This is a genomic window from Streptomyces sp. NPDC086554, assembly GCF_040686095.1.
Classification (GTDB): Bacteria; Actinomycetota; Actinomycetes; order Streptomycetales; family Streptomycetaceae; genus Streptomyces.
Genome location: NZ_JBFBJK010000006.1, coordinates 186997 through 204040 on the forward strand (window position 1 = coordinate 186997; position 17044 = coordinate 204040).

Below are 17044 nucleotides of genomic sequence, written 5' to 3' on the forward strand. Positions count from 1 at the left end.
AATCAGCCAATAAACATGACTGCCCTGCACCGCTATTTGAACGTTTTTGAACTCATGGGATTCTTTGACGCCACCCACAGCACAGGCCGACCGGCGGACGGGGGCACTGGTGGACTTGAGGATTCGCGTCCTGGGTCCCGTCGAACTGCGGACGGGCGGACGTCCCGATGCCCTCGGATCGGCAAAGGAACGCCTGATGCTCGCGGCTCTCGCCCTCGACACGAGCCGGCCGGTCCGCCTGGACACCCTGATCCACCGGCTCTGGGACGAGTCCCCACCCGCCAAGCCGCGCGCGAGCCTGCATGCCTACGCCGCAAGGATCCGCCGAAGACTCCGCGCCCTCGACGGCGGTGAGCGCCTCGTCCAGCACGCCCACACGTACACACTCGACGTACGCCCCGAGCACGTCGACTGCCACCACTTCAAGCAGCTGGCGGACAGAGCCCTCGCCCTGGCCGACGACGGCGACGACGCCGAGGCCCTCGCACTGCTGCGGGAGGCGGAGGAGCTGTGGCGGGGCGAGCCGCTCGCCGGACTTCCCGGACTCTGGGCGGAACGAGTCCGCGCGAGCCTCATGGAGCAGCGTCTCGCCGCCCAGCTGACCCGCATCGGCATCGAGCTGCGCAGGGGGCACTTCGCCGAACTCGTCAGCGATGTCGCCGCGTTGCTCGATCAGCACCCGAGCGACGAGACACTCGCCGGGATGCTCATGACCGCGTCCTACGGCTGCGGACGCCAGGCCGAGGCCCTGCGCGTCTACGACACCGTCCGCCGCCACCTGCGCGAGGCGCTCGGCACCGACCCGGGCGAGGCGCTGACCCGGCTGCACCGGCTCATCCTCGAAGGGGCGCCGGTCAAGCAGCTCCTGCCGGCCCCGGAGCCCACGGTGGCGGCGCCCCGCACCCTGCCGAGCCACGCGGAACTGGTGGGCAGGGAAACGGAGTTGGCCGCCATCATCCGGGAGTCGACCGCGCCGCCGGAACCGCATGCGGCACGCGCGGTCATCGCGCTGCAGACCATCTCCGGCATGGCGGGCGTCGGCAAATCCCTGCTCGCCGTGCACGCCGCCGGACGCCTCGGCCCGCACTTCCCCGACGGCCAGATCCATCTGGACCTGCGCGCCCACTCCCTGGGCCAGGAGCCGCTGACCCCGCAGGCCGCCCTCACCGCGCTACTGCGGACCCTGGGCGTTCCGGCGACCGCGCTTCCCGACAACCTGGACGAACTCATCACCCTGTGGCGCACTCTCCTCAGCACACGCCGCGCCGTCATCGTCCTCGATGACGCGGCGGGCCCCGAGCAACTGCGGCCGCTGCTGCCAGGGCCCTCCCCCTCCCTGCTCATCGTCACCAGCCGCCGCCGGATCACCGGGCTCCCGGGCGTCCGGTCCGTGCTGCTCGACGTACTGCCACCGCACGACGCCATCGCGCTGTTCCGTCGCCTCGCCGGGGAGGAGCGCACCACCAAGGCGAACGAAGTCGCGGACATCGTCCGGCTCTCCGGGCACCTCCCTCTCGCGATCGAGCTCGCCGCGGGGCGCCTGGTCTCCCGCCCTGCCTGGACCACGGCCCATCTGCTGCACCGACTGACCCACGGCCACGGCAGGCTGAAGGAATTCCGGGACGGCTACCAAGAGGTGGCCCGCGCATTCGAAGTCTCGTATCAGACACTCACCAGCGAAGAGCAAACAGTTTTCCGACTCCTCGGCCTCCAACTGGGCCCGGACATAGATCCGTTCGGGACTGCGGCGCTCGCCGATCTTCCTGTCGACGGCGCGGAACGCGTCCTTGAATCACTCCTGGACGCCCACCTCATTCAGGAGCCTTCACCGGAGCGGTACGCATTTCATGATCTGCTCGGCGAATACTCCCGCACCCTCGCCACTTCCGAGGATCCACCCGAGGTGCGCGAAATCGCCCTGCATCGACTGATCGATTTCTATATTCGGGCATCCGATGCCGCGGACCGCATCGTCTATCCCCGCCGGCTGCGCGCAGGACCGCCCCGACCGGACCGTCCCGGCCCCGGCCCCGGCCCCGGCCCCGGTCAAGTGCCGGTGCCGGGCTGGCCGAACCCGACGTCCGCGCGGCAGTGGCTCACGGCCGAGCGCGCCGGGCTCATCGCGGCCGAACGCCACTGCCGTACGCATGGGCACCCCCATGAGGCCGCGCTGCTCGCCGACGCCCTTGCGGCGTTTCTCGTCGAGGAGGGCTATGCGGCGGAGGCCCGGCGCATGCACGAATCGGCCGCGCAGCACTGGCACGACTCGGGTGAGCACCGGGCAGAGGCGCACGCGCTGCTCGACCTCGGGGCCGTCCTATCGCACTGCGGCCGCTACGAGCCGGCGCTCACCGCCGCCCGCCGGGCCCGCCGGCTCGCGGAGGACACCGGCGACACCACGGCCAAGGCCGAAGCGCTGCATCTGCTCGGCGTACTGCACTGGAACCTGGGCGACCTCGCCGAGGCACTCGCCCACCAGAACGAGACCCTCGGCCTGCGCCTCGGTTCCGGTGACCTGTGGCAGATCGCCCGGTCCCAGAACAATCTGGGCATCACCCATCTCTATCTCGGGAATTCCGGGAGCGCCGACGAGAACTTCAACGCCGCGCTGATGGGATTCCGTGCGACGAGAGACGCTCGCGAAGAAGCCCGGGTACTGAACAATCTCTCCGATCTGCGTTCCAGGAACGGCGACCTCGAATCGGCACGGAACCATCTGCATGAGGCTCTCGCCATCCTCAGTGAATCCGGCAGCCAAGCAGAGCGGGCCATCACTCAGGTGAATATGGCGAACACCATGAATTCGCCGGACGAGTTGACCGCGATGCTGGATCTCTACCGGGATTCACTCACCACGTTCCGCCGGCTCGGGGACCGCCGCAACGCCTCGAACACCCTGCAGGTGATGGGCAGCGCCCTGCACGCGGCGGGCAGGTTCCGCGAGGCCGGCACCCATCACCGGCGGGCCCTGGACCTGGCAAGGAGCATCGGTTCGGCCCACGAGGAGACCCAGGCGCTGCACGGCCTCGGCCTCGCCGAGCACGGGCTCGGACATGCCTCGGCCGCGGCCGAACATCTCAACTCCGCGATCGCGACCGCCGACCGGATCGGGGCGGCGGAGGAGGCGGCGCGAGCGCGGGAGAGCCTGGCGGCTGTCGCCGGGACTACAGCGGAACGTTTCTCTTGACGCTTTATCCAACGCCGGATCTCCAGTACCAGATCAGCGGCAAGCCGTGCGGATGTTTGCGCGATTTGATCTACGTGCGATACAACTCGCGCCGGGGCAGCGATTACGCTTCCCGCATCCCTCGATATCTCCTGGAGAAATCGCAACGATGAAAGATGGCACCATCAAGCGAGCCGTCAGAAACGGACTGCTCGTCGCCGCGGCAGTGGGGATGGCTATCTGCATCCCTTCAATGGTTCCGTCCTCAACGGAATCAATGGCCCTGAATGACCACTCTCCCACGGTGACTCATTCGACCACGACCGCCCGTACCTGACACGCACCTCCGGCCGGCGGCGGGATCAACCCGCCGTCGCCGACTCCTCCGGCACTCCCGTCCGGGGGAACTTTCGGGGAAAGCTCAACGTCCGGTACACCGAGACCCCACCCCCCAACTCCCCGCACGCCCGCGCGGCCTCGCTGACCCGCTGGGTGTAGGACGGGTCCCGGGTGTCCAGCAGGATGCCCAGTGTCGTACCGCTGTGGCCGACGGCCACGCCCAGGCCGCCGACCTCCCGGCAGATCTCCCGCATCGGCTCCAACGACCACTTGTGGCGCAGAAGTTGGTTCATCTGGGCGCTGCGCGTGGCAATTCTGCCGACCTCCGCGAGGTCGCGGCGGCGGACCGCGCAGGCCAGACGGTCGAGGAGACGGGCGTACTCGTGGCGGTCGGCCAGGGTGAACGGCTTGGGGATGCGGTTGAAGTCCACCGTGTCGACCGAGCCGCCCTCGTCGATGCCCACCACGGTCATGACGGGGAGCGAGCCCAGGATCGCACGCAGCCGGACGCTGCGGTGATGGAAGGCCACGATCGCCGGGTAGAGCACCCCGTCCGTGGGCTCGATGCGCGCCAGGAGCCGTTCGATGCGGGACGGCGGCATGTCCACCTTCAGCGCCTGACCCACCGCCCGCGCCGTCGCGACCAGGTCGGCCGATGAACTGGCCAGGCCCTTGCCCTCCGGGATCACGCTGTTGATGGTCAGGGTGCCACCGACGGGGGCACCGGTTCGGTCCGCCGCCAACTCGCTGATGGTGCGGGCCAGTTGGAGTGCCTTCGTCTTGCGGGGCGGCCAGACCGTCAGCTCGGCCGACCTGCCGGACTCCTGGCGGAACGTCGCCATCGTCCAGCGCGCCACCGGCAGCGTCACCAGGAAGTCCCCGTCCGCTTCCGGCAGCACGCCCTGAAGCAGCTCGCCGAAGGTGCCGAACGCGGTGCCGACTCCGATTCCGGCCGCGCCCCCGCCCGACGAGCGAGGCCGCGGCGCGATCTTCAGGGACGGATTCACAGGCTCCCTCTCGACTTCACGGGTCTCCACGCCCACAGGCTGCCACAGCCCTAACCGTCTTGACAATCATTTTCATCTAGTGTGATGCTCTCGGCTCGACGACCGACAGGGGGCAGGCCTTGCACGACCACATAGCCGAAGCCGTGAAGAAGCCCGATCTCATATCCCTGCGACCGGACTTGGTCTGCCTCCGGTTCGAGACGATGAAGATCTATTCGGCGCTCGGAGCGGTCCGGCACCTTCTTGATTCGGGTGCCGTGAAACCCGGCGACACCCTCATCGACAGTTCCAGCGGAATCTACGCACAAGCCCTTGCACTCGCCTGCCACCGCTATGGAATGAAGTGCCACATCGTCGGTTCCACCACCGTGGACCGCACCATGCGGGTGCAGCTCGAAATACTCGGCGCCACCCTGGAACAGGTGAAGCCGTCCCAGAATCTCCGGCTCGACCAGGAGTTGCGGGTACGGCGCATCGCCGAGATCCTCGAGGCGAATCCGACGTACCACTGGATGCGGCAGTACCACGACGACATCCATTACTACGGCTACCGCGACGTGGCCGAGACCATCGACGCCGAGGTCCCCGCAGGGCCGCTCGCCCTGGTGGGCGGCGTCGGCTCGGGGGCCTCCACCGGCGCCATCGCCGGCTATCTGCGCGAAGCGGGCCGGGACGTCTCGCTCGTCGGAGTGCAGCCCTTCGGCAGTGTCACCTTCGGCTCGGAGCAGGTGTCCGACCCGGACATGATCATTGCCGGTATCGGCAGTGCCATCGAATTCAAGAACGTCCGGCACGACGCGTACGACCGCATTCACTGGGTGAACTTCGACAGCGCCCTGTCCGGTGCCGTATCGCTGCTCAGAAACAGCGGGATCTTCGCCGGCCTTTCCACCGGTGCCGCCTATCTGTCCACCCTCTGGGAACAGCGCCGCGACGGCTCCCGTACGTACGTGTTCATCGCCGCGGACACCGGCCACCGCTATGTCGACAGCGCGTACGCGAAACACGCGGACGCCCAGGACATCGACACCCTGAAACCCCATGAGATCACCTCACTCGACGAGTTGAGGCACCCCTGGTCGACCACTTCCTGGCGCGATCTCTCCTGACCGTATCCACCATCTGAAATTGAGAGAACCCCCTATGTCACGCCCCGAGCCGCGCACCCCCCGCAGCGTCGCGGAACTCACCGAAGCCGTCCTGGCCGGCGCCTACGGACCCGACCCCGAGGACCTCTCCGTCACCAGCGCGTTCTGGCTGTACAACACCACCCGCCTCGCGGGCGGCGACGTCACGTACCACAACCACTATCTGCTGCTCCGGGTCGGCACCGCCTTCGGCGCCTGTTCCTTCGAGGCCGGTGAACTCGCCCCGGACTTCTGCGAGAACGCCTCGGGGCACACGCTCGGCAAGCTGCTGCGCGCCGAGTCCGCGCCCGTCCGCATCGCCGCGCTCGACGCCTATCTCGCGCAGGTGAACCCGCACCGGGACGACGCACGCGCCGAGCGCGTCATGCTGCCCACCGGCACCCCGGAAGTCCGGGCGAAGGCGCGGGACGCGTCCATCGCCGGGCTCCTCGACATCACGCCGGGCGCGAAGGTCGCACTGATCGGCGTGGTCAATCCGCTGGTGGCGGCGATACGGGAACGGGGCGGCGTGTGCCTCCCCTGCGATCTGAATCTCCGTACGACCCAATGGGGCGACGAGATCACGGACGACATGACGGAGGTGCTCAAGGAGGCCGACGCCGTGGTCGCCACCGGCATGACGCTGAGCAACGGCACCTTCGACCTGATCCTCGCGCACTGCCGCGAGCACGAGGTGCCGCTGGTGGTGTACGCGCAGAGCGGCAGCGCCGTGGCCCGCGCGTTCCTGCCCGGCGGGGTCACCGGGCTCAACGCAGAGCCCTTCACGTTCTCGCAGTTCAGCGCCGACGAGACGCCCATGTACCGCTACCGGGAGTCGGCGTGAGTGTCGACTCGGTCAACTCCAAGGGCTCCGCGGTCAATTCCCGGACCGACAAGGCCGACAAGGCCGATGCGGCCGATGAGGCGCTGCCCGGCGATCTGCGGATGGCCCGCACGCTGTGGCCCGTCCTGGTCGCGTCCGCGGTCGGACTGCTGCCGTTCACCGTCTTCAGTACGTATCTGGTTCCGATGGCCGAGGACGCCGAAAGCAGCGTCGCCACCCTCGGCGGTCTTCGCGGACTCGGCGGTCTCGCGGCCCTGTTGGTGGGCACCGCGCTCGCGCCGCTGATCGACCGGGTGCGCAAGGAGTGGGCCGCCGCGGGCGGGCTCGCCGCGCTCGGCCTGTCGGCGGCGCTCGGCGCGAGCGGGGACTTCATCCTGCTCGCCGTGTTCTGCCTGCTCGTCGGCGCCAGTACGTCGGTGCTCAACCCGGCGCTGACAGCCGCGGCCGCGGACCGGTTCGGTTCCGGAAAGGCGGCGGGGCGCGCGGCGACGCTCGTCACGGCGACGCAGTCGATGACGGCCATGCTGGCGGCGCCCGTCATCGCGCTGCCCGCGGTGTTCTGGGGCTGGCAGGGCGACCTGTTCGCCGTGACAGGTGTGTCGCTGCTGCTCGCCGCGGTCTTCTTCGTACGCGGCAGGAACAAGCCGGTCGAGGAGCGGGGGGATGCCCAACGCATGGGCTATATCGCCTCGTTCAAGGCGCTCGGGGCGATCCCCGGTGTCGTACCGCTCCTCCTCATCGCTCTCCTGCGCACGGCCGTCTTCATGGGCTACCTCTCCTATCTGGCGGCCTACTACGACGACCGCTTCGAACTCGACCCCGGGCTCTTCGCGTTCGTCTGGACGCTCAGCGGCGCGTCGTTCTTCGTGAGCAACCTCCTCACGGGGCGGCTCACGAACTCCGCCGAGCCGCGCATCGGCACCGAGCGTCTCCTCGCCGTCGGCCTGGTCGCCGCGCTCGTCTCGGTCGTGGGCTTCTACTTCACGCACTGGCTGCCGCTGGCGCTCGCGATGACGTCCGTGCACGCGGCCAGCCACGCCGTCGTGGCAGCGTGCGTGGTCAGCCTGCTCGTCCGCCGCTGCGGCACGCAACGCGGCGCCGCCCTGAGCGTCAACTCCGCGGGTATGAGCCTCGGCGTCTTCGTGGGCGCTGCCCTGGGCGGCCTCGGCCTTGGTCTCGCCGGCTATCCGGGTATCGCGGCGGCGTTCGGGGCGCTGGTCGTCGTGGCACTGGGCGCCGCGGCCTTGGTGCTGCGGGCGGGCCCCGCGGAGGAGGGGGAGCCGGAGGAGACGGAGGAGACGGAAGCCGCCACTTAGCTCCGCGCCCGGGCCGTCCATCCCTCCTCTCCGCTGCCGGGGTCCGTCCACCCTGGCCGCGGGTGGACGGCCCGGACGCGGTCCCACCGCCCGGACACCACCCGACTCCCCCACCCCGGGGACCCGTCCGCACCGCCGCGGGCGGGCGGCAAGAAGGGCGATCCCGCCGCCGAACACCACCCGACTCACTCCCGCACCCCAGAACCCATCCACGCCACCCACAGGCCGACGCCCCCGGCACAGTCCACCGCTCGGACATCGATCGCCCAACTCCCCTGTATCCGCACCCACCTGAGAGGCCCGACCGCCCATGTCACCGCCCGCTACCTCTCCTACGGCAGCCGCCGTCCCGGCGGACGGAGTGCCGCCTCCCGAGCCGTCGGGCAGGGGCGGTGTCAAAGCCCGGCTCGCGACCCGCGCGGGTCTGGCGGTGGCCTGTGTCGTGCTCTTCGGCGTTCTCCTGGTCTCTGTCGTCGTAGCCATCGGCATGGGCTCTGCCGTGGTCTCGCCGGGGGACACCGCCCGGCTGCTGTGGGCCGCGCTGAGCGGTGGCGAGATCGATGCCGGGGAGGTGACGACGTATCAGATCATCTGGCAGATCCGCACACCCCGCGTACTCCTGGCGGCACTTGTGGGCGCCGGGCTGAGCGCGGTCGGCGTCGCCATCCAGGCGCTGGTGCGCAACGCCCTCGCCGATCCCTTCGTGCTCGGCGTCTCCTCCGGGGCCTCGGTGGGCGCCGTCGCCGTGACTGTCACGGGCGGGCTCGCCGCGCTCGGCATCTACGCCGTGTCCGTGGGGGCGTTCATCGGCGCGCTCGTCGCATCGCTTCTGGTGTACGCCGCCTCCGCGACCCGCGGCGGCGGGCTCGCCCCGCTGCGTCTCGTACTGACCGGCGTCGCCATGGCGCTCGGCTTCCAGGCCGTGATGAGCGTGATCATCTACTTCGCGCCGGACAGCGAGGCGACCAGCATGGTCCTGTACTGGACGATGGGCAGCTTCGGCGCCGCCACCTGGGGTGCGCTGCCCGTCGTGGCCGTCGCCGTGCTGCTCGGCACGGCCGCGCTGCACCGGTACAGCCGGGCGCTCGACGTCCTTGCGCTCGGCGACGAGACCGCGACGAGCCTCGGCGTCAGCCCCGACCGGCACCGCAAAGGCCTGCTCGTGCTCGCCTCGCTGATCACCGGCGTGATGGTCGCCGTGAGCGGTGCGATCAGCTTCGTCGGCCTGGTCATGCCGCATCTCGTACGCATGGTGGTCGGCGCCACGCATGCGCGGGTGCTCGCCGTCGCACCGCTGGTCGGTGCGGTGTTCATGGTCTGGGTCGACCTCGTGTCGCGGACCCTGGTGGCGCCGCGCGAGCTGCCGCTCGGCGTCATCACGGCACTGGTCGGCGTACCCGTGTTCATCGCACTGATGCGGCGCAAGGGCTATGTCTTCGGGGGGCGTTGAGATGGAACCAGCAATGGAACCCGTAATGGGACTCGCGCTCGACGGACTTTCGGTGACCATCGACGGGAAGCGACTCGTCCGGGAGCTCTCCCTGGACGTCGGCGCCGGCCGGATCGTGGGCCTGGTCGGCCCGAACGGCAGCGGCAAGTCCACGGCGCTCAAATGCGTCTACCGCGCGCTGCGCCCGACCTCCGGCGTGGTCCGGGTCGGCGACGACGACCTCTCCCGCCTGTCCCTGCGCCACAGCGCGCGGATCGTCGCCGCGATGGCCCAGGACAGCGCGGTGGACCTCGACTTCACGGTGGAGGAGGTCGTCGCCCTGGGCCGCGCCCCCCATCTGCGCGGCAACCAGGCACTCAGCGGCCGCGAACTGGAGCTGTGCGCACGGACGATGGACCGCCTCGACCTCACACGGCTTGCCCAGCGCGGCGTACTCACTCTGTCCGGCGGCGAACGTCAACGCGTGCTCCTTGCAAGGGCGTTGGTCCAGGAGCCACAGATCCTGGTCCTCGACGAACCGACCAATCACCTCGACGTACGCCACCAGATCGAGCTGCTCTCGCTCCTGCGCGGCTCGGGCCTGACGGTCCTGGTCGTGCTGCACGACCTCAACCTCGCGGCGGCCGCGTGCGACCGCATCGGGGTGCTGTCCCAGGGCGAGTTGGTGGCCACGGGCACGCCGGATGAAGTGCTCACCACGGAGCTGATCGACGAGGTCTTCGGAGTGAAGGCGACGGTCGTCAGCCACCCCCTCACGGGCGATCCGCAACTCCTGTACGCACTCACGCCCACGTTCTGAACTCCCCCCTCCCCCCTCCCCTCTCCCTTCCCCCCTGAAAGGCATCACACCCATGCGCAGAAGCACCCGGCAGCGCGCCGCACTCGGATCCGCGCTGGCAGCCACCCTGCTGCTCAGCGCCTGCGGAGCCGAGGTCGACTCGGACTCCAAGGCTTCGGATGCGTCGGCGTCCAAGAAGGTCACCGTCAAGCGTTGCGCCGAACCGGTGGAGTACACGACGCCGAAGCGCGCGGTGGCGTACGAAGGCGGCAGCGCGGACAAGATGTTCAGCCTCGGCCTGACGAAGCACGTCCACGGATACGTGATGCCTCCGGCCAACCCGCCGGTGAGCGAGTCCCCTTGGGCGTCGGAGTACGCCAAGGTGAAGATGCTCAGCGACGACCTCCTCAACAAGGAACTCGTCGTGGAGGCCAAGTCCGACTTCGTCGTTGCGGGCTGGAACTCCGGCTTCAGCGACCAGCGCGGCATCACACCCGCGATCCTGGACAAGCTCGGCATCCAGAGCTTCATGCACACGGAGAGCTGCTTCAACTACCCCAAGTACCCGGAGAAAGTGACGCCGTTCAAGGCCCTTTACTCGGACCTGGAGCGCCTCGGCAAGATCTTCAAGGTCGAGAAGAAGGCCGACGACGTCGTGGCCGGGCTCAAGAAGCGCGTCACCGCGGTGGAGTCCAAGGCTCCCAAGGGCGACCGGGTCCCGGTCTTCCTCTACGACTCCGGCACGGACCAGCCCTTCACGGCCGGCAGCCAGGTCCCGCCCAACGACATCATCAAGAGCGCGGGCGGCAAGAACATCTTCGACGGCCTGGACGAGCGGTGGACCCAGGTGAACTGGGAGGCCGTCACCAAGGCCGAGCCCGAGGTCGTCATCATCTTCGACTACGGCGACATGCCCGCCAAGAAGAAGATCGACTTCCTGAAGAAGTCCCCGCACACCAAGGAACTCCCGGCCGTGAAGAAGAACAACTTCTTCGTCCTCGACTACAACGAGGGCATCAGCGGGCCGCGCAACATCGACGGCCTGGAGAAGTTCGGAAAGTACCTGCGGGAACTGAAGCGGTGAGGCGTCACTGAGCCTCGTCCAGCGAACCCGTCAGACGGCCGAGGAGTCCCTGCAGCGCAAGGACCTCCTCGACCGTCAGACCGGTCGAGGCGAGGATCCGGCGCGGGACGGGCAGAGCCCGCTCGCGCAGCTCGGCTCCGGCATCGGTCAGCTGGACGGTCACGGAGCGCTCGTCGGCGGCGCTGCGCTCGCGCCGGACAAGACCTGACGTCTCCAGCCGCTTGAGGAGCGGCGAGAGCGTGCCGGAGTCGAGGCGCAGCCGCTCGCCGATCGCCTTGACGGGCTGCGGGCCGTGTTCCCAGAGCACCAGCATGACCAGGTACTGGGGATAGGTGAGGCCCAGGTCCTTGAGGGCATCGCGGTAGACGCCGCCGAAGGCGCGCGAGGCGGCGTGCAGCGAGAAGCAGACCTGGTGGTCGAGGCGGAGCAGCTCGGCGTCGGGCACGTTGAGCGCGTCGGGCAGCGATGACGTCATGGGTCCAGGGTACCTGGCATGCGCCATTCAGTTGTGCACAATTAAATTGTGTGCAATCATTAGATCGGAGCCACCGAGCGACAACCAACGGAAGAGGACACTCATGAACGCGCTGTACACCGCCGTCGCCACCGCCAACGGCCGCGAGGGCCGCGCCGTCAGCACCGACGGCCAGATCGACCTCGCGCTCGCGATGCCTCCGGCCCTGGGCGGCAATGGACAGGGCACCAACCCCGAGCAGCTCTTCGCCGCCGGGTACGCGGCCTGCTTCGCCAGTGCGATGGGCGCGGTCGGCCGCGAGATGAAGGTCGACACCAAGGACGTCTCGGTGACCGCCGAGGTCTCCATCGGCAAGGACGACGCGGGCTTCGGCCTCGCGGTCGTGATGCGCGTGGAGCTGCCGGAGGCGCTGGCGGGCGAGACGGGTCAGCAGCTGGTCGAGGCGACGCACGCGTACTGCCCGTACTCCAAGGCGACCCGCGGCAACATCGAGGTCGAGCTCGTCATCGAGTAGCGGACAGGGACGACGAGGGAGCGGGACCCGGCGGGCAGGTACCGTAGAGGGACCGATCTCATGGGCCTCCTGGTGGGCTGCGTGAACCCCAGGAGGACCGAGAAGATGACGACGAACCGCGGACGCAAGGACGTGATCCGGGACCGGATGACGGCGACCGGCGAGTCGTACAACGTGGCAGCCCGCAACCTGAAGTCGATGAAGGACATGGGCGCCACGGCCGAGGCCGTCCGCACCCAGCGCTGGCGCCCCGCGGCCACCCTGGACGTCCCGTGCCCCTGCGGCGGCACGTGCGAGCCCGGCGAGAAGTGCGACCACTGCCACGCCCGCCACCGCCACGTGGCCCGCTTCCCCGGCAGCCGCACCGAGGTCGAGACCTGGGCCGACCGCTACGACTGCATGGGCTGCGCGTCCTCGTACACCATCCCCGTCGTCCTGCGCGGACGCCCCTGGGGCATCGCCGAAACGGTGGTCCAGGGCGCGTCCGCGGAGCCGGTGGTCCGGGCCCGGGTGTTCCCCGGGGTGAAGCATCCGCTGCTGCGGCCGGAGACACCGGAAGCGGCCTAGGGCCCGACCCGTCGGACAGGCCCTAGGCCCCCGCCTCCCGCGGATCCACGACCACTCGCGCCGCCAGATCCAGGAACGCCTCCGCCGTCCGTGCCCTGAGGCGCCCGAGTTCCTTCGCCCGGTGTTCGGAGAGGTGCAGGTCGAACGGGACGAGTACGGTGCCGGCGCAGTCGGCGGCGAAACGGTCCTCGATCTCGGAGTCCTGGAGGGGCTTGTCGATGCCGCCGAGGCGGGACGCGACGATCACCGCCCGGCTCGCCGCCTCCTGCCGGCCGCGCACGCGCAGGTCGGCCAGGAGCTCGGTGGCGGCGGCCACGGAGAAGGTCGATGTCGTGCAGCAGATGATCAGGCGGTCGGCCGTGTCCAGGGCCACGTCGAGCGCGGGGTCCCGGGTGGGGGCCGCCCAGTCCGTCAGCGTCACCGGGTAGTGGCGGGCCGTCATCGTGAGGATGCGGCGGTACTCCTCCGCGTAGGCCGGGCTGCGTGTGGCGTAGCTGGCACGGTGCGCGAGGATCTCAAGGCCCGTGGGAGCGAGGCTGGTCAGACGGCGGATGTCCGCGTATCCGGCGTCCAGCGGCAGCCTTGTGAGGTCGCGTGGAGTCGCGGCCTTCTGGTGGACCAGATAGTCGTTCAGGTCACCGCTGGCCGGTGCGCCGTCCATGGCGAGGACCGGCTCCCCGCGCACCGCCACGAAGAGCGAGCCCAGCATGAAGGTGGTGGTCGAGCGGCCGCAGCTCGGGTGGGCGCCGACCACAGTGATGCGTCTGTTGTACGTGAGCGGGCGCCGGACCAGCTCAAGACGGCGCTCGCGCGCGGCGCGGGCGCCGCCCAGGCCCAGGTCGATGCGGAGACTGCGACGGCCGATACGGGAAGGGGTCGGTGTGCCGCCCCCGTCCGGCCGTGCCGCCAGGAGCGGGCGCTCGGCCGGTCGGCCGGGAGAAGCCGGAACCTGTCCGGAGGACGGCTGCCGGTCGCCTCGCATGGCCTGGGCGATCGCGACGTAGCGGGCCAGCTGGTCGGCGACCGACCCCGCGGTCGGCCGCCGCCGCGGATCCGGGTCGAGGCACTGCTTGACCATGTCACGCAGGGGCTCCCAGGTGGTTCCCTGCCAGAGGTGCATGCCGTCCGGCAGGCCGGGCAACGAGGCCTGCCGTTTGCTGCTGATCAGCCGCAGCAGTTCGCCCAGTGACCTGATGTTGTCCTCGCGTGTCGGCGCGGCGCCCGCGCCGGAGTACTCACCGTCCACGACGCAGTCCGACAGGCCGACGAGCACCACGGACCGCTCAAGGACGATCACCGAGTCGGGAGAGAGACCGGCCGGCACAAGACTGTTGAGATGGCAGATGCTCACCGCGCTGGCCAGATGCCAGGCCAGCAGCAGGCTGGTGAGAATGTCGAACGCGGCGGTGCCCTCCGGGGTTTCGTACGCCAGGAGTTCATTGAGCCGGGGCGGCTGCAGATCCGTGTTCCCCGGCGCCGAGAGCAGCCGCATGGCGAGCCAGGGAGGGCGTCCTTCGAGACCGGAGGCGAGGAGTTCAGGGGCGTACCGTCCGTTCATCCGGCGCAGCGCCTCGGCCTCGGTGATCAGCAACTGCTCGGTGGCCACGGGCAGTTCGGGGCGGGCCACCCGCAGTGCCGCCTCGGCGCCGCCGTCGTTCCTGCCCAGGTAGACAAGGGTGCGGGTGCCCGCGCGGCGGCCCAGCAGCCGGTAGGGGCCCAGGCGTTGGGGGTCCTGCGGCGTCAGGGGCGACCACGGCTCCGCGCGAGCCCTGGTCGGCGCATCGAAGGCGGGGACGCGAGGCTGCATCGCCACACCGAACCGCGCGAGCAGCCTGCGCTCGACGGCGGTGAACGAATGGAAGGCGGCGGGCACGGTGTCCGCACCCTCCGGGTGGGTGAGCCAGACGGGGAAGTCGGGTGAGCGGCCCGCGAGTTGCTCCAGGCGGCGACCGATCGCGCGGCCGGTGCGCATCAGTTCGGAGCTTGGCACCGCGTCGAGCAGCGCCGTCTTGCTCTCCTCGGTGAAGTCGAAGATGCGGTGCTTGGCGGGGAGCGGTCCGGGCACGGGGGCCGGGAACGGATGCATGAGGCCGCCGAGGAAGACCTCCGCCAGCTGTGCGACCGGGGCCCGCCAGGGGACGGCGGACTGCACGAGCCGCATCACGGGCACGGAGAGCGGGGAGACGGCGGCCAGATGCGCGGCAAGGCGGTACGCCTCCGGGGAGGCCGCGTCACGGAAGTGCTGGATGCCACGTACCTCACGCCCCGGAGTGATCGGTGCGTGCCGCTGAGGCCGGGCGAGGAGCGGCAGTTCGACGGTGGTACCCGGCGATGTGAGCAGCAGCGACCAGTCCCGCAGCGAATCCGCCGCCGGTTCGAGTACGGGGATGGGTACGCCGGAGAAGTCGGCCACACCCGCGGGCAGTACGCGGTCGGTGATCTCCCACGAGGTGTTGGCGCCGCCCGGTCTGCGGGTGGTGGCCTGCCAGCGGTCGGCCTGGATCCCGGAACCGTCCCAGAGCGCGGGCGGCAGGGTGTGCAGGACCGCCACGGGACCGCTGGTGGCCAAGCCGAGCAGGACGTCGTGCATGGTGCCGCGCCGCCAGGCGCTGCCGAGGCCGTCGCTGACGACCAGGACCAGTGTCTGCCCGGTCGGGTCGAGCAGCACGGTCGGCGACATGGTGGAGGCACCGGTCTCGAAGGGCCGCCCGTGCAGCACCGGGGCGTCGGGGCCACGGGTGTCGAGACCGAGGACACGGATCGAGCGGAAGGCGGCGAGGCGTTGCAGCGCCGTGCGCAGGTCGGCGGCGAGCCGGTGCCACAGCAGCATCGAAAGGCCGCCGTCGACGACGAGCGCCAGATGCAGCCAGCGTTCGCGCGCCGGGCGCATGACCACATCGGGCAGCCGCGTCTCGGCAAGGGCCGCCGCGGTCGCCGCCTCGTCCAGTTCCTGACGCCATCTGCTGGGCCGTTTCCGCTTCAGCGGGCGCAGGGCACGCCCGATGAGCAGTTCCTGGCGGAGCGCCTTGTCCTCGGGAACGCGCAGCGGAAGCGCAGGCTGCTCGTCGTCCGGGGGCAGGGGCACCGGGCGGTCGGGGATGAGTGGGGGCAGGGACGCGGCGTGCAGTTCCGGCGTGGTGAGATCGGGCAGATCGGCGTCGGGCGTGCCGGGTTCGGGGGCGTCGCCGTCGTCCTCGCCGGGCGGGGCGGGCTCGGCGGCGGACACGTCCGGACGCCCTTGCCCGTGGCGGCCCGCCCGTGCCAGGGGCAGCTCTTCGGGACCGTCGGCGAGGCGCTTGGCCAGCCACAGCACATCCAGGACCTCTTGCGCGTCGAGGTCCTGCCCCGCCGCCTTGAGGACCTGCAGGGCGGCGCCCAGGCTGTCGTCCCGGCGGCTGTCGTCCCGGCGGTCCACGGTCAGAGGCTTCCGGTCAGCTGGTGGAGCACGGCGTCAAGGAGGCCTTCGGCGTCCAGGTCCACTCCCCCTGCCCTCAGGAACACCGCGTTGAGCAGCTGGTCCGTGGCGAGTTCGCCGGGCGCCCTGCGGCGCAGGAACGCCTGCAGCAGATCGTCGACCTCCAGGAGCGCGCCGTCCCCGAGGTGTGCCGAGACGATGGCCCGCAGCCGGTCCTCGTCCGGCACCGGCAGATCGAGCCGGATGCAGCGGCGCAGGAAGGCGGGCGGGAAGTCCCGCTCCCCGTTGCTGGTGATGACGACGACGGGGAACTCGACGCACTGCACCCGGCCCTGTGCCACGGCGACCGAGCCGTGATGGTCGGCCGTCAGGACGTCTACCGTCGCCATCTCCTCCGGCAGCCGGGCCAGTTCGGGTATCTCGAAGACGCCCTCCTCGAAGACGGTAAGGAGATCGTTGGGCAGATCGACGTCGCCCTTGTCCATCTCGTCGACGAGCAGCGCCCGGGGCGTACCGGTCGGCGCCAGGGCCGTACCGAGCGGGCCGAGACGGATGAAGGTGCCGATGGAGGGCTCGGTGTCACCGCGGTCGCGGCTGAGGGTGGTCTCCCGGAGGCGTCCGATGGCGTCGTACTGATAGAGCGCGTCCTGCACGCTGGAGCGGCTGTTGACGGGCCAGCGCAGCAGCTCGCCGAGGCTCAGTTCATGGGCGACGGCCCGCGCGAGCGAGGACTTGCCGGTGCCCGCGGGCCCGGTCACCAGGAGCGGCCTGCGCAGATGCAGCGCCGCGTTGACCACGTCGGCGTGCTCCTGGGCGATCAGATAGGGCAGCGGTGCCGCGGCACCGTCCTGTGGGGTGAACCGGCGCCAGGGCGGTGCGGGCGGCATGGTGACGGGACGTACGACACCGTCGCCGCGGAAGATCCGCCAGCTGCCGTTCGATGCCGTGCTCATATCCCCTCC

Annotated in this window: 13 protein-coding genes; 9 read left to right on the forward strand and 4 right to left on the reverse strand. The window is 70.1% G+C overall.

The features are described 5' to 3' along the window. The first annotated feature begins 196 nt into the window (after positions 1–196). Positions 197–3187, forward strand: coding sequence for a BTAD domain-containing putative transcriptional regulator (locus AB0O76_RS12310; protein ID WP_365488521.1), 2991 nt, complete (start codon positions 197–199; stop codon positions 3185–3187). A 341-nt stretch (positions 3188–3528) separates the two neighbouring features. Here AB0O76_RS12310 and AB0O76_RS12315 read toward each other — a convergent pair whose 3' ends face one another. Further along, on the reverse strand, positions 3529–4542 hold the full coding sequence (locus tag AB0O76_RS12315) for a kinase (protein WP_365488524.1): 1014 nt from the start codon (positions 4540–4542) through the stop codon (positions 3529–3531). 89 nt (positions 4543–4631) lie between these two features. Between AB0O76_RS12315 and AB0O76_RS12320 the strand changes: the two genes are divergently transcribed. From AB0O76_RS12320 to AB0O76_RS12345, 6 genes are all read left to right on the forward strand, one after another. After that, positions 4632–5621: a pyridoxal-phosphate dependent enzyme gene (locus tag AB0O76_RS12320; RefSeq protein ID WP_365488527.1), complete on the forward strand. Its 990-nt coding sequence runs from the start codon at positions 4632–4634 to the stop codon at positions 5619–5621. A 34-nt stretch (positions 5622–5655) separates the two neighbouring features. Then, positions 5656–6483, forward strand: coding sequence for a DUF364 domain-containing protein (locus AB0O76_RS12325; RefSeq protein WP_365488949.1), 828 nt, complete (start codon positions 5656–5658; stop codon positions 6481–6483). Beyond that, positions 6480–7799, forward strand: coding sequence for an MFS transporter (locus AB0O76_RS12330; RefSeq protein ID WP_365488530.1), 1320 nt, complete (start codon positions 6480–6482; stop codon positions 7797–7799). The genes AB0O76_RS12325 and AB0O76_RS12330 overlap by 4 nt, the downstream gene beginning before the upstream one ends. 310 nt (positions 7800–8109) lie before the next feature. After that, positions 8110–9249 carry an iron ABC transporter permease gene (locus AB0O76_RS12335; protein ID WP_365488533.1) on the forward strand — a complete coding sequence of 380 codons (1140 nt, stop codon included), beginning with the start codon at positions 8110–8112 and terminating at the stop codon, positions 9247–9249. 25 nt (positions 9250–9274) lie between these two features. Beyond that, positions 9275–10048 (forward strand): ABC transporter ATP-binding protein, encoded by a 774-nt coding sequence (locus tag AB0O76_RS12340; RefSeq protein ID WP_365488952.1) that lies wholly within the window; start codon positions 9275–9277, stop codon positions 10046–10048. Between the two features lie 52 nt (positions 10049–10100). Next, positions 10101–11111: an ABC transporter substrate-binding protein gene (locus tag AB0O76_RS12345; protein ID WP_365488536.1), complete on the forward strand. Its 1011-nt coding sequence runs from the start codon at positions 10101–10103 to the stop codon at positions 11109–11111. A 4-nt stretch (positions 11112–11115) separates the two neighbouring features. On the opposite strand, the gene AB0O76_RS12350 is transcribed toward AB0O76_RS12345, so the two are convergent. Then, positions 11116–11586: a MarR family transcriptional regulator gene (locus AB0O76_RS12350; protein ID WP_365488539.1), complete on the reverse strand. Its 471-nt coding sequence runs from the start codon at positions 11584–11586 to the stop codon at positions 11116–11118. 103 nt (positions 11587–11689) lie between these two features. On the opposite strand from AB0O76_RS12350, the gene AB0O76_RS12355 reads away from it, so the two are divergent. Continuing rightward, positions 11690–12100 (forward strand): organic hydroperoxide resistance protein, encoded by a 411-nt coding sequence (locus AB0O76_RS12355; protein WP_266871568.1) that lies wholly within the window; start codon positions 11690–11692, stop codon positions 12098–12100. A 105-nt stretch (positions 12101–12205) separates the two neighbouring features. Beyond that, complete coding sequence (locus tag AB0O76_RS12360) at positions 12206–12667, forward strand: hypothetical protein (RefSeq protein ID WP_365488542.1); 462 nt, start codon at positions 12206–12208, stop codon at positions 12665–12667. Between the two features lie 22 nt (positions 12668–12689). Here the strand turns inward: AB0O76_RS12360 and AB0O76_RS12365 are convergent, their stop codons facing one another. Together AB0O76_RS12365 and AB0O76_RS12370 are read right to left on the reverse strand one after the other, a co-directional pair. Continuing rightward, entirely contained in the window at positions 12690–16082 is a 3393-nt protein-coding gene (locus AB0O76_RS12365) for an SAV_2336 N-terminal domain-related protein (RefSeq protein ID WP_365488545.1), read from the reverse strand. A 2-nt stretch (positions 16083–16084) separates the two neighbouring features. Then, complete coding sequence (locus AB0O76_RS12370) at positions 16085–17035, reverse strand: MoxR family ATPase (protein ID WP_365488548.1); 951 nt, start codon at positions 17033–17035, stop codon at positions 16085–16087. Positions 17036–17044 lie beyond the last annotated feature (9 nt).

Coding starts and splice junctions, on each gene's coding strand:
- AB0O76_RS12360 (WP_365488542.1), top strand. CDS start 12,206: ATGACGACGAACCGCGGACGCAAGGACGTGATCCGGGACCGGATGACG.
- AB0O76_RS12325 (WP_365488949.1), top strand. CDS start 5,656: ATGTCACGCCCCGAGCCGCGCACCCCCCGCAGCGTCGCGGAACTCACC.
- AB0O76_RS12345 (WP_365488536.1), top strand. CDS start 10,101: ATGCGCAGAAGCACCCGGCAGCGCGCCGCACTCGGATCCGCGCTGGCA.
- AB0O76_RS12355 (WP_266871568.1), top strand. CDS start 11,690: ATGAACGCGCTGTACACCGCCGTCGCCACCGCCAACGGCCGCGAGGGC.
- AB0O76_RS12370 (WP_365488548.1), bottom strand. CDS start 17,035: ATGAGCACGGCATCGAACGGCAGCTGGCGGATCTTCCGCGGCGACGGT.
- AB0O76_RS12340 (WP_365488952.1), top strand. CDS start 9,275: ATGGGACTCGCGCTCGACGGACTTTCGGTGACCATCGACGGGAAGCGA.
- AB0O76_RS12350 (WP_365488539.1), bottom strand. CDS start 11,586: ATGACGTCATCGCTGCCCGACGCGCTCAACGTGCCCGACGCCGAGCTG.
- AB0O76_RS12335 (WP_365488533.1), top strand. CDS start 8,110: ATGTCACCGCCCGCTACCTCTCCTACGGCAGCCGCCGTCCCGGCGGAC.
- AB0O76_RS12310 (WP_365488521.1), top strand. CDS start 197: ATGCTCGCGGCTCTCGCCCTCGACACGAGCCGGCCGGTCCGCCTGGAC.